General features: G+C 43.0%; 23 protein-coding genes. 10 read left to right on the top strand and 13 right to left on the bottom strand.

Going from position 1 to position 26,078, the window contains the following annotated elements:
- Nucleotides 1–210: 210 nt before the first annotated feature.
- Nucleotides 211–1,614 (bottom strand): DUF4403 family protein, encoded by a 1,404-nt coding sequence (locus LZF95_RS22705; protein WP_233757613.1) that lies wholly within the window; start codon nucleotides 1,612–1,614, stop codon nucleotides 211–213.
- Between the two features lie 71 nt (nucleotides 1,615–1,685).
- Here LZF95_RS22705 and ytxJ point away from each other — a divergent pair, with 71 nt between their 5' ends.
- The 3 genes from ytxJ to LZF95_RS22690 all read left to right on the top strand — a co-directional run bounded on the left by ytxJ (nucleotide 1,686) and on the right by LZF95_RS22690 (nucleotide 6,305).
- A complete protein-coding gene (gene ytxJ, locus LZF95_RS22700) occupies nucleotides 1,686–2,021 on the top strand; it encodes a bacillithiol system redox-active protein YtxJ (protein ID WP_233757612.1) in 336 nt (111 codons plus the stop codon).
- 126 nt (nucleotides 2,022–2,147) lie between these two features.
- A complete protein-coding gene (locus LZF95_RS22695; protein ID WP_233757611.1) occupies nucleotides 2,148–5,006 on the top strand; it encodes a TonB-dependent receptor in 2,859 nt (952 codons plus the stop codon).
- Nucleotides 5,007–5,234: 228 nt separating this feature from the next.
- Nucleotides 5,235–6,305, top strand: a complete 1,071-nt coding sequence (locus LZF95_RS22690; RefSeq protein WP_233757610.1) for a BF3164 family lipoprotein — start codon at nucleotides 5,235–5,237, stop codon at nucleotides 6,303–6,305.
- A 59-nt stretch (nucleotides 6,306–6,364) separates the two neighbouring features.
- Here the strand turns inward: LZF95_RS22690 and LZF95_RS22685 are convergent, their stop codons facing one another.
- A complete protein-coding gene (locus LZF95_RS22685) occupies nucleotides 6,365–6,931 on the bottom strand; it encodes a fasciclin domain-containing protein (RefSeq protein ID WP_233757609.1) in 567 nt (188 codons plus the stop codon).
- Between the two features lie 208 nt (nucleotides 6,932–7,139).
- Between LZF95_RS22685 and pheS the strand changes: the two genes are divergently transcribed.
- A complete protein-coding gene (gene pheS, locus LZF95_RS22680; RefSeq protein ID WP_233757608.1) occupies nucleotides 7,140–8,168 on the top strand; it encodes a phenylalanine--tRNA ligase subunit alpha in 1,029 nt (342 codons plus the stop codon).
- Nucleotides 8,169–8,521: 353 nt separating this feature from the next.
- Here the strand turns inward: pheS and LZF95_RS22675 are convergent, their stop codons facing one another.
- The 3 genes from LZF95_RS22675 to LZF95_RS22665 form a co-directional block, all read right to left on the bottom strand.
- On the bottom strand, nucleotides 8,522–9,874 hold the full coding sequence (locus LZF95_RS22675; RefSeq protein WP_233757607.1) for an NAD(P)/FAD-dependent oxidoreductase: 1,353 nt from the start codon (nucleotides 9,872–9,874) through the stop codon (nucleotides 8,522–8,524).
- A gap of 25 nt (nucleotides 9,875–9,899) precedes the next feature.
- A complete protein-coding gene (kynU, locus tag LZF95_RS22670) occupies nucleotides 9,900–11,177 on the bottom strand; it encodes a kynureninase (protein ID WP_233757606.1) in 1,278 nt (425 codons plus the stop codon).
- A gap of 92 nt (nucleotides 11,178–11,269) precedes the next feature.
- On the bottom strand, nucleotides 11,270–11,782 hold the full coding sequence (locus LZF95_RS22665) for a 3-hydroxyanthranilate 3,4-dioxygenase (protein ID WP_233757605.1): 513 nt from the start codon (nucleotides 11,780–11,782) through the stop codon (nucleotides 11,270–11,272).
- A gap of 269 nt (nucleotides 11,783–12,051) precedes the next feature.
- Between LZF95_RS22665 and LZF95_RS22660 the strand changes: the two genes are divergently transcribed.
- Nucleotides 12,052–13,041, top strand: a complete 990-nt coding sequence (locus tag LZF95_RS22660; RefSeq protein WP_233757604.1) for a dipeptidase — start codon at nucleotides 12,052–12,054, stop codon at nucleotides 13,039–13,041.
- On the top strand, nucleotides 13,041–13,655 hold the full coding sequence (locus LZF95_RS22655) for a thiamine pyrophosphokinase (protein WP_233757603.1): 615 nt from the start codon (nucleotides 13,041–13,043) through the stop codon (nucleotides 13,653–13,655). The genes LZF95_RS22660 and LZF95_RS22655 overlap by 1 nt, the downstream gene beginning before the upstream one ends.
- Here LZF95_RS22655 and LZF95_RS22650 read toward each other — a convergent pair.
- The 3 genes from LZF95_RS22650 to prmC form a co-directional block, all read right to left on the bottom strand.
- Nucleotides 13,609–14,019, bottom strand: coding sequence for a magnesium citrate secondary transporter (locus LZF95_RS22650; protein WP_233757602.1), 411 nt, complete (start codon nucleotides 14,017–14,019; stop codon nucleotides 13,609–13,611). The genes LZF95_RS22655 and LZF95_RS22650 overlap by 47 nt on opposite strands.
- Entirely contained in the window at nucleotides 13,992–14,276 is a 285-nt protein-coding gene (locus LZF95_RS22645) for a hypothetical protein (RefSeq protein ID WP_233757600.1), read from the bottom strand. Before LZF95_RS22645 ends, LZF95_RS22650 begins: the two co-directional genes overlap by 28 nt.
- A gap of 77 nt (nucleotides 14,277–14,353) precedes the next feature.
- The gene (gene prmC / locus LZF95_RS22640) at nucleotides 14,354–15,187 is read right to left on the bottom strand and encodes a peptide chain release factor N(5)-glutamine methyltransferase (RefSeq protein ID WP_233757599.1); all 834 of its coding nucleotides are present in this window, start codon (nucleotides 15,185–15,187) and stop codon (nucleotides 14,354–14,356) included.
- A gap of 299 nt (nucleotides 15,188–15,486) precedes the next feature.
- On the opposite strand from prmC, the gene LZF95_RS22635 reads away from it, so the two are divergent.
- A complete protein-coding gene (locus LZF95_RS22635) occupies nucleotides 15,487–16,674 on the top strand; it encodes a class I SAM-dependent methyltransferase (RefSeq protein WP_233757616.1) in 1,188 nt (395 codons plus the stop codon).
- Between the two features lie 209 nt (nucleotides 16,675–16,883).
- On the top strand, nucleotides 16,884–18,362 hold the full coding sequence (gene guaB, locus LZF95_RS22630; protein WP_233757598.1) for an IMP dehydrogenase: 1,479 nt from the start codon (nucleotides 16,884–16,886) through the stop codon (nucleotides 18,360–18,362).
- 510 nt (nucleotides 18,363–18,872) lie between these two features.
- Here guaB and LZF95_RS22625 read toward each other — a convergent pair.
- The 3 genes from LZF95_RS22625 to LZF95_RS22615 all read right to left on the bottom strand — a co-directional run bounded on the left by LZF95_RS22625 (nucleotide 18,873) and on the right by LZF95_RS22615 (nucleotide 20,368).
- Nucleotides 18,873–19,331, bottom strand: a complete 459-nt coding sequence (locus tag LZF95_RS22625) for an RES family NAD+ phosphorylase (protein WP_233757597.1) — start codon at nucleotides 19,329–19,331, stop codon at nucleotides 18,873–18,875.
- A gap of 3 nt (nucleotides 19,332–19,334) precedes the next feature.
- Entirely contained in the window at nucleotides 19,335–19,802 is a 468-nt protein-coding gene (locus LZF95_RS22620) for an antitoxin Xre/MbcA/ParS toxin-binding domain-containing protein (protein WP_233757596.1), read from the bottom strand.
- A gap of 89 nt (nucleotides 19,803–19,891) precedes the next feature.
- Nucleotides 19,892–20,368, bottom strand: coding sequence for a GNAT family N-acetyltransferase (locus tag LZF95_RS22615; RefSeq protein ID WP_233757595.1), 477 nt, complete (start codon nucleotides 20,366–20,368; stop codon nucleotides 19,892–19,894).
- A gap of 61 nt (nucleotides 20,369–20,429) precedes the next feature.
- On the opposite strand from LZF95_RS22615, the gene LZF95_RS22610 reads away from it, so the two are divergent.
- Nucleotides 20,430–21,200 carry a type III pantothenate kinase gene (locus LZF95_RS22610; RefSeq protein WP_233757594.1) on the top strand — a complete coding sequence of 257 codons (771 nt, stop codon included), beginning with the start codon at nucleotides 20,430–20,432 and terminating at the stop codon, nucleotides 21,198–21,200.
- Here the strand turns inward: LZF95_RS22610 and LZF95_RS22605 are convergent.
- The gene (locus tag LZF95_RS22605; RefSeq protein WP_233757593.1) at nucleotides 21,197–21,865 is read right to left on the bottom strand and encodes a peptidoglycan DD-metalloendopeptidase family protein; all 669 of its coding nucleotides are present in this window, start codon (nucleotides 21,863–21,865) and stop codon (nucleotides 21,197–21,199) included. The genes LZF95_RS22610 and LZF95_RS22605 overlap by 4 nt on opposite strands.
- A gap of 192 nt (nucleotides 21,866–22,057) precedes the next feature.
- Between LZF95_RS22605 and LZF95_RS22600 the strand changes: the two genes are divergently transcribed.
- The gene (locus tag LZF95_RS22600; RefSeq protein WP_233757591.1) at nucleotides 22,058–23,008 is read left to right on the top strand and encodes a pyridoxal-phosphate dependent enzyme; all 951 of its coding nucleotides are present in this window, start codon (nucleotides 22,058–22,060) and stop codon (nucleotides 23,006–23,008) included.
- A 5-nt stretch (nucleotides 23,009–23,013) separates the two neighbouring features.
- Here LZF95_RS22600 and LZF95_RS22595 read toward each other — a convergent pair whose 3' ends face one another.
- Nucleotides 23,014–25,974 carry a glycoside hydrolase family 3 N-terminal domain-containing protein gene (locus tag LZF95_RS22595; RefSeq protein WP_233757589.1) on the bottom strand — a complete coding sequence of 987 codons (2,961 nt, stop codon included), beginning with the start codon at nucleotides 25,972–25,974 and terminating at the stop codon, nucleotides 23,014–23,016.
- Nucleotides 25,975–26,078: the final 104 nt, after the last annotated feature.

Genomic DNA, 26,078 nt, shown 5'->3' with positions numbered 1-26,078 from the left:
ACTGTTGAGATCCAACTCAAATCTTCCGGCAAAAAGCTAAGAAAGACCTTGCTTCTGAACCAAAGTCAGCGAAAACTGGCAAAAATGTTCGGTTTTTGATTTTGGGTGTCCCAGTGTCGAAGTCAGGTGATTTTTATCCACTTGAAAGACCTGACCATCGTCATAACAGAGAGATTGCCTAGAAGCCAAGTTTTTTGGGTTTCAACTTTTTTATTTCCAAACAGCATTCACCTGACCGCTGGCCTTCATATGAATAATCAAGTCTCTTGTCATAGGATAAAATCCTGAAGGTTCGACCGTAAGGTTCTCAATGTTTAGATCTACGATCGGGGTGCTTAGCCCAAGGCGACCTGTAATACTACCTAAGCTTTCCGCAAGTACATCTCCAATAGGAAAAACTGCTTTGCTTTCTATCCTACGGATAATCTTGCGTTTTTTCAGACCCACACCTGTCTGCGCACCTAAGCTTCCGCTTTCCATTTTAAAATTCACATCTTGAAAAATCAAGCTTCGATTGGAGGCATTGTATTCTGGTTTGCCCACAACGAATAAGGTTCCACTGAGGGTTTTTCCATTCGTCTGCTCAGCAATGAAATCCATATTGATGGCCAATAAGTCCCCATAGGCCTGAGTTTTAATATTACTAGGAGTCATGGTGGTTTTCTTATCTACACGGAATGCCTTACCGTCCAGGTTTTCCCGCAGAAGTTCATCGAGGGTAGCGTAATTGACCGTCAATGGAATCAACATCTCAAACTTATTCTCTGGATTTTCATTTGGAATGAGTCCTGGAAGAGGAAAAGCCCTGGATGGGGCAGCATCGGCAGGATGCGAATTCACTTTGCCATCCATTCCCAGCCAGATGTTATAATTCTTCTCCTCGTCAAAAAATTCACGGAGCATTAACTGCTTAGGTTGTATCGAAAAAGCAGTGTTTCCTCCTATCCAATCTACAGAAAATGGCTTCCCCACTTGGCCCCAAGCGAGATCTGTCAAGGTTTTTAAACTTGCCAGTTCTTTACCGCCGGACAAGTTTCTGCTCCCCCATTTAGCTAATTCTCTCCGCAATATGCCACTCAGATCTACCTGCATTCCCAAAACCTCAATCCCCAGATTTCCTCCCAGATCGACCAATTCAAAACTCTCCGAACCAATCCCCCAATCCGCATTGATCTTCGGATCAATCACGAACACAGGGGTGAAATTTTCATTAATAGGCAATTTGGATTGAAATAAACTCCCTAGCCCTTTAGGTTTTAGTCCTATTTCTCCCAGCACATTGATAGGAACCGTCAGCTGGATTCGCTGGCTGTCTAGGGCTGACCAGGTGATTTTACCGTTTCTTTGAAGTTGGAGATCACCTGTAATTCCACTTCCCATATCCAAACCTGTTTCTTTAAATAAAGTCTGGGGAATTTGCCCGTTTAATATCCTGCTTATTGTTTCCTTAGGAATGCTCAGTGGAATATTGACTGCGGCAGTGGGACTGGGAGGCGGAAGAGATGGGCCAGGATTTAAGGATGGATTAATACTTTTGCAGGAAGCCAAAACAAGGCTTAAAAAAACAATGGATTTTGGGATGTTTATAAATAAACTAAGGAACTGTTTTTTCATAAGTGAAGTTTGGTTTTTGCAGGGAATTGGCAGTACTACAACTATTGCCCCAAAAATATGAAATCACGAAAATGAATTGGAATAAACTCACTGAGGATAATCAATTATCGGAAATTAAGAGCTTGAGCAAGGAGATGCCGGTACTAATCTTCAAGCATAGTACCAGATGTTCCATAAGTAGTATGGCATTGGAAAGGCTTTCAAGGAAATGGAAAGAAGAAGATAATGAGAAAATCGCTCCATTTTATTTAGACCTTATTTCTTTCAGGCAGTTATCGGATTTGGTGGCTCGGGAGTTTGGGGTGCCTCATGAATCCCCACAACTATTAGTGGTGAAAAATGGCGTTGCGGTATATCATGCCAGTCATTTTGATATATCCTATGCGGATCTATTTGGTAAACTATAGTCAACCTGTTTTTTAAACTGTTTTTACACCATCTATCCGCCAAAACACCCATTCTTATTTTTCCTCACGGGTGGAGTAAACCTTTGGGCATGCCATGTGGTCAAAGAATTAGAAATTCACCACATCATGACAAAAAACTACGCTTTTATTATTTTGATTTTTAGCCTTTTAATTGGCTCATCGGCTTTTGGGCAGCGTCCTACAGGGCAAGATCGTCCAGAAAGAAAACTTACCGGAACCGTCATGGACGGTAGCACCAAAACTCCCATGGCCGGAGCAAATGTGCTTATCAAGACCGTAACGGATTCACTTTTGATTGGTACGGTGACGGATGACAAAGGGCAATTTGAAATCGTCAGGCCCAGGATTCCTTCTGTTAAAATTGAAATTAAATTCATTGGATACGAGACAATCTCCAAGACCCATACCGGAAGAGATCCGATAGACTTGGGAGTATTGACGCTAGAGGAGGACTCCCAAGTGCTCGGTGAAGTGGTCATAGAAGGTCAAAACTTACTGGGTGAAATGAGAGGAGATACGACTTCTTTCAATGCAAATGCCTTTAAAACCAAGGAGAACGGTATGGCAGAGGATCTTATCGGAAAGCTGCCCGGGGTGACTATTCAAAACGGTGAAGTCCAAGCTCAAGGAGAAGCTGTCCAAAAGATATTGGTGGATGGACGGGAGTTTTTTGGTTCCGACCCCAATATTGCCTTGAGAAACCTGCCCGCAGACGCTATTGACCGGGTAGAAGTGCTGGATCAGCGGTCTGATCAAAGCCGTTTGACAGGATTTGATGATGGCACCTATACTAAGACTATTAATATAATCTTAAGAGAAGATAGAAAAAATGGCCAGTTTGGAAGAGTATATGCAGGTTATGGGACTGACGATAGGTACAATGCCGGTGGAAGTGTCAACCTCTTTAGCGGAGACAGAAGAGTTTCTATCCTAGGTTTGTTTAATAACATAAACCAACAGAACTTTTCCAGTGATGACTTAGCGGGCGTCAATGCCAATGCCTCAGGTGGTGGCGGAAGGCGTGGAGGTTTCGGCGGAGGCGGAAATGCTTTCTATGGCGGAAATGACATAGGTTCCATCACTACCAATGCCATGGGGCTAAATTATAGTGATAAGTGGGGATCGAAGGTAAACTTCTCAGGAAGTTACTTTTTCAATAATACGCAAAATACATTACGGCAAATAACTAACCGTCAGACTGTCATCAACGAAAGTACCACGCAGAATTATCAAGAAAACCTGATCAATTCTGTGGAAAACACCAATCATCGGGCCAATGCACGGATAGAAGCCGACCTTAACGAGAAAAATTCATTCATTATCACTCCAACTATTTCCTTCCGGACAGGTAATACATTCAGCGATAGAGATGCGTTGACTTTGGCAAATGATACGGATTCGCTTTCTGCCCTTCGTTCCGTTACCGATGCGCGATCAAATTCTTATAGTATCGGAAACAATGTGACCTATCGATATAAATTTGATAAAAAAGGGAGGACTTTCTCTACGGACATCAATACATCCTGGAGCAATAACGAACAGGATTCTGAGCTATCCGGAGCCAGTGTGGACTATCAAAGAGCTCAATTGGACACGATTCTTCAGGTAACCGATCAGATTTCCAAAGGCTTTAACTACAGGGTAAATGCTACTTTGACAGAGCCTCTTGGTGAAAAATCCATTGCTACTTTAGGGTACCAGATCAGTAATAATAAAACCGATTCGGATCAGAAAACCAGGGTGTTGAATGAAGAGAATTTGCAGGTTTTGGATACTGCCTTGAGTAATGAGTTCAATAATAAATTTGTCACCCAGCGAGTGAGGACCGGCTACGCCTACAATAGCGAAGGCTGGAACCTGAGTGCCAATCTGGATTATCAATATGCTAAAATGGACAATGAGGCATTTTTTCCTGTTGAAGGTGTTTTCGTGCGTGACTTTAATAATATTTTACCTAGCGCCAGTGTCAGCTATAGAAACAGGGAAAGTGGACTGAACTTTCGCCTTAGGTATAGAACCGGAACAGATGAACCTTCAGTAAACCAGCTTCAGAATGTGGTAAATAACCAGAACCCACTTAACCTCAGTGTAGGTAATCCTAACCTGGCCCAAAGCTTTGAAAACAGCATTTTTGCAAACATTGGCAAATTCAATATGGAGAAGAACCGTACCTTCTTTGTGTTTGCCAATTTCTCCACCACCAAAAATGCCATAGGAAGCAGCACTTACATTGCCTCCCAGGATACGCTTATCAATGACGAAATATTGCTCCGTCCTGGTGGGCAAATTTCCCAACCGGTCAATCTTGACGGAAATTTTAGAGGAAACATGTTTATGAATTATGGAGCACCACTGAAGGGAATCAAAACCAATATCAACTTAAACACACGAGTTGGGTTCAACAGGACACCTGGCTTGATTAACGGAGAGAAAAACATCAATGACAATATAAATCTTGGGCAGGGAATCACCTTTACTTCCAATATCAGCAAGGACTTTGATTTTACCATTAGTACTACAGGTACCTATACCATCGTAAATTCGAGTTTGCAGGAAAACCTGAACAACAATTATTATATCCAGGAATCTAATCTGCGCTTGTATTATTCTCCAAACGGCGGGAAGCTGTTCATAGGAAATACGGTAAACAACAGCTTGTATCGTGGATTATCAGAAGGATTTGACCAGTCAGTATGGCTGTGGAATATGGAAGCTGGATACAGATTTGCCAAAAACAACAAAGCGGAGCTAAAAATGGTGATTTTTGATCTGCTCAACCAGAACAACAGCATCAGCCGTACCATCTCCGATGTGTCAGTCACGGATGTATATACCAATGTGCTGACCCGCTATGGTTTACTTACATTCACGTATATTTTGGGTAATTTCAAACAGCCAGAAAATGATGGAGGGCAGACGCCATGGAGAGGCGGCCCTCCTAGAGGTGGAAGCCGTACTTGGTAAGGCTAGGCATGTAAATGTTGATCAAAGATTTCTGAAGCACAGATTTTCATACCGACTGGATTATTTCAGTCGGTTTTTTTGTATGATTAACTGTGGGTATTTCACAGGTTTTTTGGAAAACACAACAATATTTAAAGATTATAGGAGATGTTAAAATCTTCGGAGGGTTTTGATTAGAGGTTGTAAACTAGTAATTTAAATCAATCAAAATATCATTGATTTTCAGATATGAGCAGGCTGATTAACATCCTTTTACTTTTTTCCCTAGTTGCTTGCACGAAGAACTCCCAAGTGGAAAATCATCGGATTCTCAAACTTGAAGACTTTGAGGAGATTTCAATTTCTTCAGAAAAGTATTTTTTTGAAGAGATTATCAACGCATCAAGTTTAACACTTCAGGGTGATAAGATACTGATAAGTGAATACCACAATGTGCCAGATGAATATCCGCGGATACATATCATCAATTCCAAAGATTGGACTTATAACAAACCAAAAGGAAGGTATGGAAAAGGCCCATTGGAGACTATTATACCTGAGTTTATTGGTTCGCAGAACCCAGATAGGTTTACGGTATATGACTTTAATAACAGAAAGATCTCAACTTTCTCATTTCACGATACCTCTCTTTTAGCCATTAGTGACCATAAAATCACTGATCCAAAGCTAGGCCCCATAAGTCTAGTTTTTACTACAGATGGAAATTACTTGGGGGCTCCAAGGGAGAGCGAAAACAAAATAGTGGAGTTTGATCCTGAAGGAAGCCTAATTGGGACTTATGGAGAATATGAAAAAATAGAAGAAAGACCAGAACTAACTAAACTTCAGATTAGTCTTTTAAACAATGGACGATTCCACGGAAATCAGCAAAATGGGATTTATGTAAGGGCTAGTATTTACCGAGATATTTTGGAAATATTTGACTACAAAACCAAAAGATTTTTTTCAGTTATTGGTCCAGATACCAAATTGCCAGAATTCGAATATCACCAATCTGATTTTGGCGGTATGATGAGTTTTGCTTTGGATGAACCTACTAAATATCAAGGAATTAATGTGTCCGAGCGTTATATTTTTGCGCTATATTCAGGATACACTCATTTTGATTACGCTAATTCTGGACTTACGGCGAAAGAAATCCGGGTGTTTGATTTAGAAGGAAATCCTAAATGGAGGTTGATATTGGACAGTCACATTTCAGAATTGGCCATCAACGATCAAACCAATGAAATCTATGGGCTCACCACAGATGAAGATCCCGGAATAGCGGTGTTTCAGATTCCAGAGGAATTATTGTAAATCACAAAAAAAGCCGGCTCCATAAGAAACCGGCTTAGCAATTGGGCTACAAACAACAATTACATTTTAGGCAGTACCACTGTATCTACTGAGTGGATCACACCATTGGATTGCCATACATCCGTAATGGTCATTTTGGATTCTCCACCGTTTTCATCCGTGATATACAGGTCTTTACCCTTCATCCAAGCAGTCAATTTTCCGCCTTGAACTGTTGTAAGTACAGCCTTGCCATCTCCTTTTTTGATCGCAGTAGCGATTTCTTTGGATCCCATTTTACCGGCTACCACATGATAGGTAAGTACTGCCTGAAGCTGAGCTTTGTTTTCTGGTTTCAAAAGCGTCTCTACAGTTCCTGCAGGAAGTTTCTCGAAGGCCATGTTATCAGGGGCAAATACCGTGAAAGGCCCATCTCCCTGAAGAGTCTCCACCAATCCGGCAGCTTTCACTGCTGCTACTAGCGTCGTGTGGTCGTTGGAGTTTACTGCATTTTCCACGATGTTTTTAGATGGATACATTTCCGCTCCGCCTACCATTTTTGTTTTTTCCATTTGAGCAAAAGCCAGGTTTGCAGAAAGAAAAATAAAGGTTGCAAAAGCCACTTTGAAGAAATTTTGAAAGTTCATGATTGTGTTAGTTTGATGATTTTTTGATTTCTTATTTGGGGAGAGATACGTTCGGCTAAGGGATGGTGGATTGCATGCCTACAGAATATTTTTTGATTCGTGGCGTTTGCGGATCTCAATTCACTTTGGATTAGTGTATTCCCTCTGCCTTTTCTATCCAAAAAACCTCAAAAGCATTAGCTTTGTGGCTTGATTAACCAGTAAGTTGATGTACCAGGAAAAAATCGATTCTATTAAAGCTGCTATTTCAGCCGCTGACGCTTCAAATCCGGAAGAACTGGAGGCCTACAGAATGGAGTATATCTCCAAAAAATCTGTGGTGGGTGCACTTTTTGCCGATATGGGAAAAATCCCCAATGAGGAGAAAAAAGCCTATGGTCAGTTGGTAAACGGCGTGAAGCAATTGGCTGAATCTAAGTTCCAGGAGCTTATCGAAAAAGTTAATCAGGCAAATAAGAAATCTAAGTCAGCAGATATTGACCTTACACTGCCTCCATCCAACCAGTCTCTGGGAGGAATCCATCCACTCACTGCTACCCGTCAGCGTATCATTGAGATCTTTGAGCGTATAGGATTCAATCTTTCCGAAGGGCCGGAGATCGAGGACGATTGGCATAATTTCACTGCGCTGAATTTCCCTGAAAACCACCCTGCCCGTGAAATGCAGGACACGTTTTTTATTGAGAAAAACCCGGATATCGCCCTAAGAACACACACTTCTTCTGTGCAGGTACGGGTAATGGAAAACCAAAAGCCTCCTATCCGTACGCTTTCCCCAGGACGGGTTTATAGAAATGAGGCGATCTCAGCCCGGGCACATTGTATTTTCCACCAGGTGGAGGGACTGTATGTGGACGAAAATGTAGGTTTTGCTGATCTGAAAAACACCCTATATCACTTTGCCAAGGAGATGTTTGGCAAAGAAACCAAAGTACGTTTCCGACCATCCTATTTCCCTTTTACTGAACCTAGCGCGGAGATCGATATATCCTGTCTGATCTGTGGAGGCAAAGGGTGTAACGTCTGCAAGGGTAGTGGCTGGGTAGAGATCGGAGGATCCGGAATGGTGGATCCCAATGTGCTGGAAAACTGTGGCATTGATTCGAAGAAATACACCGGCTTTGCATTCGGTATGGGTATAGAGCGAATCGCCATGCTGAAATATCAGATCAAAGACCTTCGTTTGTTCACAGAGAATGATGTGAGATTCCTGAGACAGTTTAGGCCACTATTATAACAATCAAAGGCGTTGAGGAATCAGCGCCTTTTTTGGCTTTATTTTTACCGCAGGGGTCACAGAGTTTTTCGCAGAGAACCAGTGTATTTTTTTCCTGTTTTTGTTATCCTGATTCTTCAGAAGCCGGATAATAAGTCAATTGACGCTCTCAAGTTATGGCAAAGTTTTGTCAAAAGCCTGCTTGAGGAGTCGATGTAAACTGATTATTTGCTGTTCGTGAGACACGAACAGCGGCAGGTGAAAGTAGTCGGGAAAATGTAGGGATTTAAGTCTAAACAGGCCTTCAACTGGGTAAATAAAGGCATTGCCTATTATTCTTTGCGTTTTCTTCGTGCCCTTTGCGGCTAAACAAATTAGACCGCTTTCGCTGTTTCCATTTTATAGATGATATCCTCGTAGTCTAGTTTATTCCAGTTCTCCGTGATCAGGGGATCTGCCATCACCTGGTCCATGATCGCTTCTTGCAGTTTGCCTTGGGCATAGGCCTCTGAATACCTCATATCCGAGAATGTAACCATAGAGTACAGCGGAATCCAGTCATTTGGATATAGCTCGTACAGCTTGGCTTCTATTTTTTTACGCAGAACAAATTTGGGATCTGCCACAGCATCTTTCATTTCCTCAAAATTCTCCATGGCTAACTGGCAGATTGCATCGGTATCTATCTTCCGTTTCTTCTGAAACTTCTCAAATACCAAATCCCAGGAATTAGTCCCGAACTTATCGATCAGACCATTTAAAATAGAGCAATCTTCAAATCCACAATTCATCCCCTGTCCATAGAACGGAACCATCGCATGACTTGCATCTCCCATCAGCAAGCTGGTGCCCTGTACCCACGGGAAGCATTCTACATTGATCAGTGCTGAAGTAGGATTGGCGAAAAACTCAGTTTTCAAATCAGGCATCAGCTGATATGCATCATCAAAATAATTGGAAAATAAGATCTCAAGATCTTTTTCATCATTTATTTTCTCGAAACATACTTTGGAGCCGCTGTGTGGCAAAAACAGGGTACAGGTAAAGGTCTTGTCCGGGTTGGGAAGCGCAATGAGCATAAACTTACCCCTAGGCCATATATGCAAAGCGTTGGGATCCATAGCGAATTCCCCATCGGCGGTGGCCGGTATGGTCAGTTCCTTATACTCGTGGGAAATGTATTCTTGCTTGTAGTTGAATCGGATTTGCTTTTGCATGGCAAGGCGAAGTGCGGAATACGCTCCATCTGATCCAAAAAGTACAGGTGCCAATACCTTCTTTTCTCCGGCAGGAGTCTGGAAATTGATCTCCTGATTACGGAAATCCACATCGGTGCATTTATGTTCAAAGTTGAAATGAACTCCCAGTCGCTCACCTTCTTCTACTAAAAGCTGATTGAATTTTCCTCTGGAAAGTGAATATATAGCCTGGTTTTCTTTTCCATAGGAAATAAAAGTAGTGCCTCCATGCTCGTCATGGACTTTGCGCCCATACATGGGAATAGCCAATGGCATTACTTTATCTTTTAGCCCTACTTCTTCCAACGCGTTCCATCCTCGGTGACTAAGTGCCATATTGATGGATCTTTTGCCTTCTTCGAAGGTAGATTTTCGCTTGTCCGGTCGTTTGTCGAAGACTTCGACTTCTAAGCCTTGTCGCTTTAGATATATAGCCATTAGAGAACCTATCAATCCGGCTCCTAATACGGTCACTTGATTCTTTTCCATTTGGATTGTTTTATCCACGCTTCCTTTAAGCGAATTTCTTCAGAGATTGTTCCAGAATCTGAGCAAATCGGAACACATCCAGGAAGCTGTTGTAGAGCGGTGTAGGTGCCAGACGGATCACGTTTGGATTGCGCCAATCGCCTACTACTCCGTGTTTATACCATTCATCGAATACAGCCTTGCCTCCGCGATGAATGTGCAAAGATAACTGACAGCCTCTTTCCGCAGGATTTTTAGGTGTAATAATTTCCAAAACCCGTGATTTTCCGCTGATTTCTTCAATTAGAAAGGCTAAATATGCTGTTAGCTGCTCAGATTTCTTTCTCAAATTGGCCATCCCTGCTTCTTGGAAGATATCCAATGATGCTTGATGGGCTGCCAAACCAATAATATCAGAATTGGAAAGCTGCCAGCCATCCGCCCCATGCATCGGGATAAAGCCTTTCTCCATCTTGAATCGCTGCTCCTGATCATGGCCCCACCACCCTGCAAAACGGTTCATATCGGGACGCTCAGCAAAACGCTCATGAACAAACACTCCCGAAACATTGCCCGGTCCTGAATTCATATACTTGTAGCTACACCAAGTCGCGAAATCCACGTCCCAGTCATGAAGACTTAATGGTACATTTCCTGATGCATGAGCCAGGTCAAAGCCAGCATAAGCACCCACTTCGTGAGCTGCAGCCGTAATTGCTTTCATATCGAAAACCTGCCCTGTATAATACTGCAGTCCTGCCATGTTCACCATGGCAAGTGAGTCACCTTGATTATGTATTTCAGCAATAATATCCGCTGTGCGAAGCGTGTGTTCACCCGCTCGCGGCATGAGTTCGACGATGGCATCCTCTGGATCAAATCCATGAAATTTCACTTGACTCTCCAACATGTATTGATCTGATGGAAAAGCACCGCCTTCCACGATGATTTTATATCGTTCTTTGGTAGGCTGATAGAAGGAAACCATCAGGAGGTGAAGGTTCACTGATAGGTTGTTCATTGCCACTACTTCATGCTCATGTGCCCCGACGATCTCCGCAAGGGCCGATTTTGACTTTTGCTTCGCAAAAAACCATGCGTCTTCTCCATGAAAATGCCCATCTACACCCATCTCTGCCCAGTTTTCCAATTCTTTTGTGATATAGTCTTTGACAGATTTTGGCTGAAGACCTAAGGAATTACCACACAGATAAATAGCGTCTTTTCCATCTACCTTTGGAAAAATAAACCGGTCCCGGAAATGTTTGAGGGGATCTTTTTCATCCATCTCCCGGGCAAAGTCAAGTGAATATGTAAAGCTCATTTTTAGAAATATTTTGTAAGTCCCCCTTTTTCAAAGGGGGCAAGGGGAATTTTCCCTCAATTTTAACTAATGCTTTCTAGCGACTTCAGGTATTATTTCTCCATTACTGTCCCGCACTTTTTGCAGGTGATATGCGCTGGGTTGCCCCAGAATCTCTCCTGAACTGGAGGAAGCTGCTTGACGATGTCTGTGACTTCAAAAAATTCCTCATATAGCTTTTCACCACAATTTTCACAGTGCCATATAAAACCATCCACCTCTCCCGCTCTTCTGTATCGCTCGATCACCAGCCCGATTGTATTGGCAGGGCGACGGGGAGAATGAGGCACTTTTGCCGGAAGAAGGAATATTTCCCCTTCTCGGATATGAATATCTGTTGGTTTCCCTTCTTCGATCACTTTGAGTACGATATCTCCTTCTACCTGATAGAAAAACTCCTCCCCTTCATTGGAATGATAATCTTTTCTCGAATTCGGGCCGCCGACGACCATGACGATGAAGTCGTCATTGCCTTTGTAAACCTGCTGATTACCGATTGGGGGTTTTAGCAGGTGTCTGTTTTCGTCTATCCATTTTTTGAAGTTGAAGGGTTGGGCTAAGGCCATATCGCTTGTTGTTCTGGTGAAGTTGAAATCTATCCTGAAACTACTAACTGTAATCCACCCTAAAAGTATTAAAAAACATAGGCTTTTTTGGCTTACTTTGTCTAAACCCTATGGAAATCGCTTTTAAAAGTCCCAGTTGCTATTTCCCCTCAAGAGTTAATCTTCTTGAAAGTAAGCATACTGCTTTTGTTGATCTTTGGTCTTTAATTTGAAAACTCTCGAAGGGTTTTGATATAAAAGCGATTTCCCTGGTATAAACCACAAAAACGATGAAAATCCCTATACTAGATATGCACTGTGATTTATTGTCCTATTTGGCAAGAATCCCTGATGCGAATGCTTACGCTAAAGACGACATCGCCTGTGCTATTCCCTTTCTCCAAGAAGGTAATGTCCGTGCACAGATCTTGGCTATTTATACCGATGTAAAGCCCGAAAGTATGGATCTGGCAAGAAGGCAGGCTGAGATTTTTTCAGACCTAGTAGTTAAATCCGGGGAAGATGTAACCTATTTGGACTCTGGTTTTGTGGAAAGCTGGGATCAGCAAAACCGGATCGGAATAAAAGCATCTGTGGAAAATGCAGCGGGAATTGGTAGTGAAGGAGCAAGCTGGCAAGAGATCTACAGTCAGTTTGACTTTATTCTGGAAAAAGTCAAATCACTTGCTTACATCAGTCTCACCCATCATACAGAAAACCGTTTTGGTGGAGGGAATTACACAGAAGGAATAGGGTTGAAAGACGATGGCAAGAAGCTTCTGGATTACATGGTAGGGAAAAACATCCCGGTTGATCTTTCGCATACCTCTGATTTATTGGCTGAAGGGATCTTAAACCATATAGACAGCAATAATCTGGGGATCCCAGTGATAGCCAGTCATTCCAATTTTAGGGAACTTTGGAATCATCCACGCAATCTTACGGATGAATTTGCCAAGGAAATTATCCATCGGGGAGGGCTTATAGGGGTGAATTTCCTGCGGGCATTTCTCGATCCAGAGGTTCCTGAGCGTTTATTTGACCATATTTTCCATGGTTTTCAGATCGGAGGAGAAAAATCCATCTGCTTCGGGGCGGACTATTTCTATACCAAGGATTTCAAAGACCCAGACCGTTTTCCGTTTTATTTCCCCCTGGTGGAGAATGCCGGGAAATATCCCTCTCTTCTCAAGAGTTTGGAAGATAAGTTGAGCGCTGAAAATCTAGAGGGTTTGGCGTATCGCAATGCCCTTGAATTCTATCGTAAACTCCGAGCCTAATGTCTTCCCATCACTTCGTCAAAGAGCAACAGGAGCCTGCAGTGCTGATTTTGGATGCGGATCAGATTGGTTTTGAGCAAATTTCTCCATTGTTGGAGTGGATCCCTACCGTACTTGTCAGTGAAGTTGCGTTGGATCGGGTATTAAGCTGGGGAATAAAAATTGATGTGATTCTAGCCTCAACAGCTTTTCAGACAGATAATCAACAGCTTCTGGAAGAGCAATACCCGGTAAAATTTATTACTGCGGAAGGAAAGCCCTATCTTGATGCAGGCCTCGAATATCTGCTGGCTACTGACCACAAAGCAGTGCATTTACTAGGGATTTCCCATGTATCTGCTTTGGATCTGGGCACGAGATTAGATTTGATAACTATTACTTTGTTGGACGGTGACTGGAAATATTATCCGGTGAAGTCAGGGGAATTTAAAAAATGGTTTCCAGAAAGCACTATCCATATTCATGGCAAGGAAGGCATGCCGGTGCAAGTTCAGAATGATAACGGGGGATTGATTTTGCCTATTACCTATGCGACCATGCTGGAAGTCCCTGAGGGAATTACTTCCATCAAAGCACCTGGGATTTTTTGGATTGGAGAGCAGGTTTATTCATGAGGTTATAAAAAATGGACGTACCGATCGAATAGCAAAGTACATCTAGTGAATCAGCCGTATAGGTGCTCGATAGTAAGGGAAGGCATACCTCGAATACCAGTGAAAAATAAACCAACCCTATAATCAACTGCTTTGCGGTAAAAGTCAGTTCATTTTTCATGGGGTGAATCCACCTCATTACTTGCAGACAAATCCCAAAAACCACAGGCATGGCCATCAAATCATCTCCATAGGCATGGTAAATTGGAACAAATATCCCAAGTGATTTTTCGAGATATTGATTCGCCCAAAAAGCCACTGAGGCAAAGATAAAAATGGGGTTTTTAGCTACCGTAATCATCCCGGCAAAGCTGCGATCAGCCACATGATAAAGGTTATAATCGCCATAAAAACAGTATAAAACAGGTTGCCGGACTTCTTAAAAAACTTAACGACAGGGCTGTCATCAGGATTAATGTAAAACATCCACTCCTTTTCGTTCCGCTCCTTATCTATGGCTTTCTTCTGCTCCCTTTGCAGTTCTACCGGAGAAAGAAGCTCTCCGCAGTGCTCGCAGCGATCTTTATAGTTGTTGGTCCAGATCGACCATTTTCCGCAATGGGGGCATTTTTTCTGACTCATGTCTTTAAAATATTTTCTGAATCACCCATAATCGACTACAAGTATCATTCTATAATCTAATTACTAGATACTTAAATCTAGCATCTGGCGACTACAATTCTATCTTTCCCGTTCAAATCCTTCAAAACCTGCACCTCAAAATAACCCAGGTTGGTCATCAATTCTGCGACTTCATTTCCATACTTTTCATTGATTTCAAAATACAACTTTCCATCTGGCTTTAGAAGTTGTTTTCCTTTTTCAGCGATCGTTCGGTAAAAAATCAGGGGGTCTTCATTGCTGACAAATAAGGCCAACCCTGGCTCAAAGTCCAGTACATTTTTATGCATTTGACTTTTTTCCTGAACAGGAATGTAGGGAGGGTTGCTTACCAAGATATCCAATGCCTCGACTTCAGGAAGTTCAGTCAGAATATCACAACTAGAAAAGATCACTTTAGCTCCTAATTCTTCTGCATTTTTCGCAGCTATTTCCAATGCCTCCTCAGAAATATCCACGCCAAAAACCTCAGGGTGGTCTAGTTCCAGTGCCAAAGAAATTGGTATACACCCTGTTCCGGTGCCAATGTCCAGAATTCTTAATCCAGATGTTGGGTTTTCCTTGATGATCAGATGAACCAACTCCTCGGTTTCATTTCTGGGAATCAGCGTGTGTGGACTGACATGAAAGTCTCTTCCATAAAAGGGGCCTTTGCCTATGATATACTGAATAGGTTCCCCGGTTTTTAATCTTTCAAAGTCATCAAAGATCTTTGAAGGAAATGAGGCTTCCTCAGCTTTATTAAGCATATCACTTCTCCTCCAGCCCAGATGATGCTCGAAGAGCCAGCTCACCAGTGATTCGGCTTCTTGCTTTTCGTAAATGCCAAGTTTTAATGCCCAAGAAGATATTAGCTCTTGATAGGTGTGCATGCGCTGATGGATTGTGGAGAATTTAGAATGTAAAGGTATTAAAACCAAATTTTCCTGAAGCTACATCTTCAAGCCTTTCAGAAAAGGATGTAGATCATTTTAAGATTATGCTTCAAACTAGACTTGAAGGCCGCTTCGGTTTCCCGTCTTCAGTAGGTTAATTAAAGAAATTAGGTGTGATTGATCAGTGGAGATCTATTCTTAACTCACATCCTCAAAACACAGTTTTTCAAGCCTTTTAAAATCTCATTCTGACAGACTCAGAAAGAAAAACTACCTTTGTGGAGAATTTATTTCCCATGAAGCTACACAACAATACCATCCGCGGGGTTCATACCGCACTTGCGGCCATTTTTGAAGAAGGTCAATACGCCGATAAAGTGATTGAGCGTACACTGAAGTCTAACCCAAAATGGGGGGCGCGTGACCGGTCTTTTATAGCGGAGACAACCTATGAAATGGTTCGTTGGTGGCGTCTGATCAACTATCTAAGCCCGAGCAAGGAGCCTTATGATCTATTTGGTACTTATTGGCTGATGCAGGGACATAGCTTACCCCCTTGGGAGGAGTTTGCTAAAATCAACCCTGACAAGCTAAAGGAGAAGTACGAAAAATTAGATGATCCTGCCAAATTGGAGTCTGTACCGGATTGGCTTTTTGATCTGGGGAAAAAGGAATTGGGGGATAAATGGGAAGCTGAAATTCACAGCTTGAATCAGGAAGCGCAGGTTGTCTTGCGTGTCAATACGCTAAAAACCACCCGTGAGCGTCTCAAAAACAGACTGGCAGAAGATAATATCCATACCCACATAATCAAGGGATATCCTGATGCGTTGATTCTGGATGAGCGTACGAATGTTTTCCGTCACCCTGCTTTCAAGGAAGGTTATTTTGAAGTTCAGGATGCTTCCTCCCAATTGGTGGCTGCGGCTCTAGCTGTGGAACCGGGAATGCGCGTGATCGATGCCTGTGCAGGAGCTGGAGGAAAATCACTTCATATTGCCGCTTTGATGCAGAACAAAGGCAAAGTGCTTTCGATGGATGTGGAAGAATGGAAATTACAGCAAACCAAACTGAGAGCCCGCCGTGATGGAGTCTCTATCATCGAGCGTAAAGTAATAGAGGGTTCCAAGACAATTAAGCGGATGAAAGAAACCGCCGATAGATTACTTTTGGATGTGCCTTGTTCTGGGCTGGGAGTTTTGAGGAGAAATCCAGACACGAAGTGGAAGCTGAGCGAAGAATCTATTGGGAAAGTACGTCAGACACAGCAGGAAATCCTTCAAAATTATCCTTCTATGGTGAAGCCAGGGGGGCAAATGGTCTATGCTACCTGCAGTATTTTGCCCTCTGAAAATCAGGATCAAATCGCAAAATTTCTGGCAAGTGAGGCAGGAAAAGACTTTGAGCTGATAGAAGACCAAAAAGTCTTGGCTCAGGAAAGTGGATTTGATGGTTTTTATATAGCAAGACTACAGAAAAAGTAAGTTATTCACTTGAGATAGAAGTTGAATTCAATCAGGCTCAATTTGCCTCAATATTCAATGCCAGTATGTTTCTCCTCGTCCGACTGGAATTTTGTTTTTAGAGGAAATAGTGGGGTAATCCAAATTTATTTTGGAGTGAAGTGGTTTGGCATTGAATTTTGTGTGTAACTTTGACGGGCAAATAGGGTTACCTCACACCAATATTTGCCATGAATAGAAACTCCGACAAGTTCCTCTTTGAAGCACTCACCTACGACGACGTGCTTCTTGTTCCAGGTTATTCAGAAGTCCTCCCACGCGACACGAATACCTCCACCCAACTCACCAAGAAAATCAGGTTGAACATTCCTTTGGTATCCGCTGCTATGGACACGGTCACTGAAGCGGAGCTGGCCATTGCCATTGCCCTGGAGGGTGGACTGGGGTTCATTCACAAAAACATGTCCATTGAGCAGCAGGCGGCTCAAGTACGCAAGGTAAAGCGCTCTCAGGCTGGGATGATTTTAGATCCTATCACACTTCATATCGACGCTAAAGTCCGAGATGCGGAGACAATTATGAGGGAATTTCACATAGGAGGCATTCCTGTAGTGGATGAAAATAAGGTGCTAAAGGGAATCATTACCAATCGTGACCTTCGGTTTATCAAAGATCAGAATCGCCCCATCCGGGAAATTATGACTGTAGATAATCTAATTACTGCCAAATCCGGAATTTCTTTGGAGCAGGCAGAAGAGATACTTCAGGAATACAAAATCGAGAAACTTCCTATCGTAGATGATGAAAATAAGCTGACTGGCTTGATCACTTACAAAGATATTCTCAAGAGAAAAGACAAACCAAATGCCTGTAAAGACGAATACGGCAGACTTCGGGTAGGTGCGGCAGTAGGTGTTACAGCTGATATCGTAGAGCGAGTAGATGCCCTGAAAAATGCGGGTGTGGATGTAGTGTCTATAGATACCGCTCACGGTCATTCCAAAGGCGTGATCGATACGTGCAGAAAAATCAAAGATGCTTTTCCTGAGCTAGAAGTGATCGTAGGAAATATTGCTACCCCGGAAGCTGCGGTTGCACTAGCTGATGCGGGAGCTGATGCTGTGAAAGTGGGTGTAGGCCCTGGTTCTATTTGCACCACCAGGATCATTGCCGGTGTAGGTGTACCGCAGTTATCAGCCGTTTTCGAATGTGCTGAAGCATTAAAAGATCGCGGTGTTCCGGTTATTGCCGATGGAGGTATTCGCTATTCTGGAGACGTGGTGAAGGCTATTGCGGCGGGAGGAAGCTCCATTATGATAGGATCCTTGTTGGCAGGAACTGAGGAAGCACCGGGGGAAATGATAATTTTCCAAGGAAGAAAATTTAAATCTTATCGAGGTATGGGATCCTTGGAGGCAATGGAATCAGGGTCCAAAGACCGATATTTTCAAGATGCCGAGGACAATATCAAAAAGCTGGTTCCTGAGGGGATTGTTGGCCGTGTGCCTTTCAAAGGATTGGTTTCTGAGGTTCTGTATCAGCTTGTGGGTGGCCTTCAGGCAGGTATGGGATACTGTGGCACCCAGACGATTGAGGATCTGCAGAAAAACGGGAAATTTGTCAAAATCACAGCTGCAGGCGTTAAAGAATCCCATCCGCACGATGTATCTGTAACAAGAGAAGCCCCTAATTACAGCCTGAAAGGGTAAAAAATATAAAGTAACTATAACACAAAAGACCGGCGATCGCCGGTCTTTTGTGTTTGTCCAACTAGGGCTTGCTGAAAAAGTCTCAGGTATGCCAGCTTCAAGGCGGCCAAGTGAAGATGTATGCTTATACCTCGAATGAGGCCAACACAGAAGATGGCATGCCTGAGACTAGCTCGGAAATCTCAATTTTGAGATTTTCTGATGCATGGAAAAAGGCCTATTCTTCTTAATAAGCTTGCACTTGCTTAAAATCCCTAGGCATGAAAAACGGGTTAATCATTCAAAATGATAGCTTTTGGTCTTTTACTGGCGTTTTTCAGCAGACCCTAACTAGACAATTTTAATGATTGTATTCTTACAATATGTATGTCCACTTTTCTACCAATAAAGCGGGAAAAACATATTGAATACGGAAAATACTAGCGTGAAGGCAACTTCAGTATCCAGGTGGTACAGCAAAGAAAATATGGCTGATGGTATTATTGGATAATCAAACCTTATATATCAATTTTAGGAGTTCACCTCGAAACTTACATCCCATTCTTCGACTAGCTTCACCGAATTCTTGAAATCAGTGTGTAGCGGATTGATCAATAGATTATGCTCATTTGGGTAGCCCTTTAATGGTATTCTACACGAAGGGATTTTTAGTACAGGGGAAATCATGCCCTTTGCCCATGCAGTCCCAAACTCCTGAGTGGATCTGGGGTGAGGTCTGTTTTTCCAATCAGAAGGTAAGTCAGTAGCATCTAATTCGGGGATAGGTGTCTGAATTTCTAAAATTACCAGCTTCCATTTGCTTTGCGTGACTACGGTTCCTTTGATACTGAGAAGTTCCAGGAAATTGAGCGAAGTGACACTGCAGCAATATATCATCGGGGTGCCGTATTGATTCCATCTCCCTGCTCCTATACCAAAGCCCAAAGAACTTCTGCCTTCCAGATTTTCAATCAGACGATAATACCGCACATCTTATAGGATAGATCCCCAAGACATAGCCTCCATCGCCTCATCCACTCGCTCTATGCCATACGGATTCTTCATGAGCATGGCCGGCTTTTGATTACCTATGGATGCATTCTCGGTGTGTAGCCACTGAGAGAGCAACTCTTCTGATCCAAAAATCCTGATGCCCTTTGCAATCACCTGGTCCATTTCCAAAATGTTTTTGGTAAGCATCTTGGTGAGCTTTTTGTCTTCTTTGCGCCAGCGGGACAAAGTACTCGGATCCACTTCTAACATCTCTGAAACATCCTGCTGGGTGAAATCCAAGAAATCAAAAATCTCGCCAGTATCGTGAAACGAAACCGCTACGTCATATACAGCATTTGGCTCAGAGACCATCGAAATGGTCTCTTGAAAAAAATAATAAGAATCGCTGCCTGTGCGAATTGATTCCGCATCTTCTTCACCAAATGATATCTTCCAAGTGTGTGTCATAGCTGGCTCATTTCATTAAACACCACTAAGTTACACAAAATTATTGCAAATACAATTATTGAATATTGTATTTGCAATATGTTGCTAAATTACTCGAGGATTTGTTTTATTTCATAATCCTGCAAATGGGCATTTAGCCAACCTGCTTCGAGTGTAGCTCCATATTTTCTGTAAAAATTGATTGCAGGCTCATTCCAGTCCAGCACTTGCCACATCATACCGGTGCAGTTTTCGTCCAGCCCTTTTTTCATGACCCGGTCAAAAAGCAATTTCCCCGCACCATTTCCCCGTTCTGCTTGGGTCACGATGAGATCTTCCAAGTAGATTCTTTTGCCTTTCCATGTACTGTAGCGATAATAATAGATAGCTATGCCAACGATTTCAGCGGTTTCATCTTTTACGCATAGAAAAGTGCCAAAAACAGGATTTTTGCCAAAACCGTCTTTTTCCATCATCTCAAGGGTGTTTGTCACTTGCTCGGGAGCTTTTTCATAGATTGCCAACTCATTAATTAATTCCAATATCCGAGGTAAATCCTCTATTTTTCCTTCTCTTAGTGTGTACATGATAAAGTTTATAAAACCGTTTAATTTTGGGTTGGGCTAATTTAATCAAATCTTAGATACTATGTTTTTAGCAATAGATGCGGGTAATTCAAACGTGGTTTTTGCATTGTATAATGAGGAGAAAAAAACCTGGTCCAATCATTTTCGGATCGAAACACATTCTTCCAAATTCGCAGCCCAGTTACATAAAAAAGTGCCTCTGTATTTTTTGGAGCATGGTATAGGTTCTTCCGAGATCAAGCATATTGGTTTCAGCTCGGTGGTTCCGGAGATCAATGAGCGAATTCTTCAGTTTTGTGAAAACTACTTTGGCGCACTGCCTTATCTGATATCCCCATCCAGTTTTGACAAACTTCCAGTAAAGAGCCTTCGCCCAAATGAGATAGGAACAGATCTGATGTGCAATGTCATGGCGGCTTATTCGAAATACAGAGCAGCCTTGGTCGTGGTTGATTTTGGAACAGCACTCACATTCACTGTGGTGGATGTCAGCGGCGAAATAATAGGGGTGAATATAGTTCCCGGGCTGAAAACTGCGCTTAATTCGCTTTTTCAAAATACATCCAAACTCCCGGAAGTAGAACTAAAAATGCCTGAATCTGCCTTAGGTCAGAACACCGTTCATGCGATCCAGGCCGGGATTTTATACGGATATACAGGTTTGGTGAAGGGAATGCTTGAAGCTATAATCAAGGAAACCAGTCAAAATTACCGGATAATAGCTACCGGTGGGCTTTCTTCGGTCCTGACCCCACTTGTGGAGGTTTTCGATGAGATCGACAGAAATCTGACCTTGGAGGGGTTACGGTTGATTACCGAGGCTAACCGTTAAAGGACTTCGCTTCGCAGGACTAAATTTGGATCAGGGCAATTTGACTCATAGAGAGTAATTTCCCGCTCCGAACAAACCCCAGGAAAATCCCCGACATTTCCCATCAGATCCCACATCAACTGAAAATGCAAGTGTGGAGGCCAGTCGCCATTCTCTGGAAATGGACCAACATGAGCGAATAATTCCCCTGTTTTTATCTCTTGTCCTATTTTCATCCCTTCGAGATCTGCGAGGAAAAGATGCCCATACAGTGAGTAGAGCTTCTTTCCAAAAATATGATGTTCTAAAATAATTGTTGGTCCGTAGTTGCCAAAGCCAGCATTATCCTGAAAACTATGGATTGTCCCGTCTATAGGGGCATATATTGCTGCACCGGCCTCAGTCCAGATGTCAATTCCAAGATGGATATTTCGGAAATCTGTCTCGGCAGTCCCAAAGACGGCACTCCTGCGGTAGATCGCTCTATGCTCTAAATAGCCTCCTATTCCATACCTCGCTCCAGATTTTTCTAGCTCTCCGCTTACATAGGCATCAAAAGCAGAAGTATTACCAAGATCCAGCTTCTCCAGATCAGGATTAGAGTGGCCAAAACCCAACTTTAAAGTGTTGCTGATATCAAGCTTTTCACCCATGATGGGGTAGAATTTAATCGCATTCCAATTCATGCCTTGAAGATAGTCAATCAACTCAAAGTGGATTAACTATTTCTGCTATCTCTAAATTTCTTTTCTCATTTCTGCCTATTTTCATGCCATGAAATCGAGCATGTCACAGACAGGACACAGAGGGAGGATTGTAAACCCGGCGAGATTTTCCTGATTACTTCGGGATGACCATTAAAACTCCATTATAAACACATGAAAACCGAATTTCCCTCTCTCGCTGCCATAGAAGCTGCACATGAGCGTATCCAGCCTTTTATCCATCGTACGCCTATTTTGACTTCCTCAGCGATCAATGAAATAGCAGGCTGTGAGATTTTTTTTAAATGCGAGAATTTTCAGAAAGTAGGTGCTTTCAAAGCGCGAGGAGCTGCCAATGCCGTAATGAAACTCTCAGATGTCCAGAAGTCAAAGGGCGTGGCTACCCATAGTAGTGGCAATCATGCGGCAGCCTTGGCAAGAGCGGCTCGGGTCGCAGGTGTGCCCGCTTACATTGTCATGCCATCCAATGCGCCTGATGTTAAAAAGAAAGCTGTAGAAGGTTACGGCGGTGAGATCATAGAATGCGAGCCAAATCTTAAAGCTAGAGAAACTTCCTTGGAAACAGTTGTGAAAAAGACAGGAGCTATCTTTATCCCCCCATTTGACTATATGGATGTGATCGAAGGTCAGGCTACTTGTGCGCTTGAGTTCATAGAAGATCAAGAAAACCTAGATATCATCATGGCACCAGTCGGGGGCGGTGGATTACTGGCAGGCACAGCTTTGGTCGCTCATTATCTTAACCCCAGCATACAAGTAATCGCAGCCGAACCAAAAGGTGCGGATGATGCATTTCAATCTTTTCATGCTGGAAGAAGAATAAGCCAAACAAAGACTAACACCATTGCAGATGGGTTGTTGACTTCTTTGGGAGAACTGAATTTTGAATTGGTTAAGGAGTATGTCGCCGACATTCTTTTAGCCTCAGACCCCCAGATTGTGGAGGCGATGCGGATGATATTTGAGCGGATGAAAATCGTGGTAGAGCCTTCTTGTGCTGTGCCGTTAGCGGCATTGATGGCAAATCAAGACACATTTAGAGGCAAGAAAGTCGGGATTATACTTTCCGGTGGAAATGTTGACCTTGGCAAGTTGCCTTTTTAACAGCTCTATTTTTTTCCCATTGCCTCATAGATGATGTCATGAATTTCTGTTCGGATACCTTCTTTCAGCAATTTCGTGTTTGTGGCATCTGGATACACACGATTGGATAGAAATACATAAACCAACTTGTTATCCGGATCAGCCCAGACACAGGTGCCAGTGAATCCTGTATGTCCGAAGGTGGACTTGGGCGCAAGGTCTCCCGCGGATCCCCCGCTTCCTGCTTTGGTGTTGGGCTTGTCCCATCCCCACCCTCTGCGGCTCTGACTGGATTGGTTTTTGGTGAATTTTCGTACGGTCTCTGGCTCGATAAGATCCACTCCTCCATAGGTGCCTCCATTGAGCATCAGCTGCATCATTACCGCCAGATCATTTGCTTTTCCAAAAAGCCCAGCATGACCAGCCACTCCACCATACATGGCCGCTCCCTGATCATGGACATATCCGCGTACCTGCCTTTTTCTCCAAGTGATGTCATTTTCAGTAGGGGCGATATTGTCGATAGGCATTTTCAATGCAGGATTAAAAGTCATTGTGTGAAGTCCTAATGGAGCATAGAAGTTCTGATCAAGAAAAGCTTCCATCGGTTGATTCACTACTCTTTCCACTACCGCCTGCATCAGGTACATGGTAAGATCAGAATACACATATCCATGCTTACTTGCTCCTCTAGAAATGGGGGTTAGCTTAGACTCTATAGTCCAGTGCCAGATGCTGTCACGAAGTGCGTCCATTCCGTACATATCATTGGAAACTTGTCTGGAAAATCCTAGGGAAGCTTGTGGTTTATAATAGTCACCTCTCCATTGACCTGCCTCTACTGTGCGTGCATAATAAGGGATAAATGCAACAAGACCCGCTTCATGGGCCATTACATCACTGAGCACCAGTTTTCCTTTATTTGTTCCTTTCAGTTCAGGCAAATAATCTTCGAGGGTTTTTTTCATATCAAGCTCACCCCTGCTTTCCAGAAACATGACCGCTTGGGTGGTGGCCAATACTTTGGTGATGGAGGCCAAATCATAAACTGTCTCGGATGTTACTGCTGGACTGGCCTTATACTCCAACTTACCATAAGATCGTTCAAAAACCACCTTACCGTCTTTGACTACCAAAACATTGGCTCCAGGCGTAGCTTGGATTCTAATTGCTTTTTCGGCTACTGCATCGATTTTATCCAATATTTTCCCATTTAGCCCCACACTTTCCGGGGTTCCGTAGGAAAGCCTATTAGCAGGGGCCAAATAACCACCTACGCCATGGGCGTATTCACCATTCACCGTTACTGGTAAAATTCCTTTTGACGCTCTGCCTCCAAAAAGTATCTGTGGTGCCAATTCTTGGGTTTTGGGATTGTTTTCATAGGCAAAAACCAGATTTCCTATATCCTCTAGTTGCTGTGCGGCATACGCATTTCCGAAAAGAACAGTCACTACTTTTTGCCGCTTAGCCAGGTCTCTGATCAATTTTATGTCACCCGGAGAAATCCCAAAATTCCTGCTTGGGCTGTTAGTAACACCCATCAGGCCGACCACCACTACATCAAAATCCTCCAGTTGCTTCATGGTATTGTAATGAGTGGTCTCATTGGCTGCCTTATCTATGCTGAAGTGTTCAAACTTGGTATATTTACTCAGGTATTTCTGAAAATCCTTACCTTCATCACCTATACTCAAACTTGCGAAATTCGAAAGGTCCAAAAATTGAAATGGAAGTAAATTATCCTTATTGACCGCAACGGTGATAGCGTCTGCATACAGGTCCTCTATGATAGTTTGGGTTTCAGGAGTATTCAGTCGTTCTGCCAGTTTATAAGTGTCAATGGGTTTATAGTCGTTTAGCCCTGCCCAATACTTGGCGCGTAGAATTTTTTTGACCCTTCGGTCTATATCTTTTTCGCTGATCCTTCCGTCCGCCACTGCACTTTTGATCAGAGTTTTTGCTTTGGGTACATCTTGGGAATAGAGCAGAACATCATTTCCCGCCAGCAAAGCTTTTAAGTCCACCTCGCCCGGGGCATTACTATTGGCCACGCCTTTCATGTTAAGGGCATCAGTGAAGATCAATCCCTGAAAATTCATTCGCTTTTGAAGCAGGTCAGTAACAACCTTTTTGGAAAGGCTGGTAGGTACATTCCTCGCATCGTCCAGGCTGGGCACATTGAGGTGTGCGACCATCACGGACATGAGGTTTTCCTTGAATAATTCCTGATAAGGATATAGATCCACCTCCCAGATTCTTTGTTCAGGGTTCTTGATTACGGGCAAGGAATAATGGCTATCTGCCTCCGTATCCCCATGTCCGGGGAAATGTTTTGCGTTGGCAAGCACACCGTTATCTTGAAGTCCCTTCATGTAGGCTATGGCTTGCTTGGTCACGGTTTCTCTGTCCCCTCCAAATGCCCTATACCCGATCACAGGGTTTTGCGGATTGGAGTTGACATCCACCACAGGGGCAAAATTAATGTGCATGCCCAGCTCCTTGAACTGACGTGCCATTTCCTTTCCCATGGCATATACCAAATCAGGATCTTGAACAGCTCCTAAGGTCATTGCCTTTGGAAAATCAGGAACTGAATCCAGTCGCATACTGATTCCCCACTCGGCATCCATCGCAATGAATAGCGGTGTTTTGGCCTGTGCTTGGTAGTAATTTGTCAATCGGGCTTGCCGATTTGGCCCTCCTTGGAAAAATATAAGTCCCCCTAGATTCTCATTTTTGACAAGGCTGCTAATCTCATCTACATGTTTTTGTCCCTTATTTGAGTAAGCAGCTACCATAAACAGCTGCCCCAAGCGCTCTTCGAAAGTCAGACTGTTGAACACGGAATCTACCCAATTCAGCTGATCCATAGGATCTACAGATGATAGGGGGTCTCTTACCAATAATGATTCATCAAGTTTCCCGGAGGAAAAGATCAGAGCTATCATACCAACTGCGAATATTCTCCAAAGCTTGCTGCTCATGCCTGAGTAAATTTTTAATCCTTAACTTTCTAAATAAATTTGTATATCGACCGATTCGGTTTCCCAGTGGGATTTTACTATTCCGCTAAATTCGTACCTATTCC

It is taken from the genome of Algoriphagus sp. AGSA1, from assembly GCF_021390545.1.
Classification (GTDB): Bacteria; Bacteroidota; Bacteroidia; order Cytophagales; family Cyclobacteriaceae; genus Algoriphagus.
This window is presented reverse-complemented; position numbering and strand designations above follow the sequence as displayed.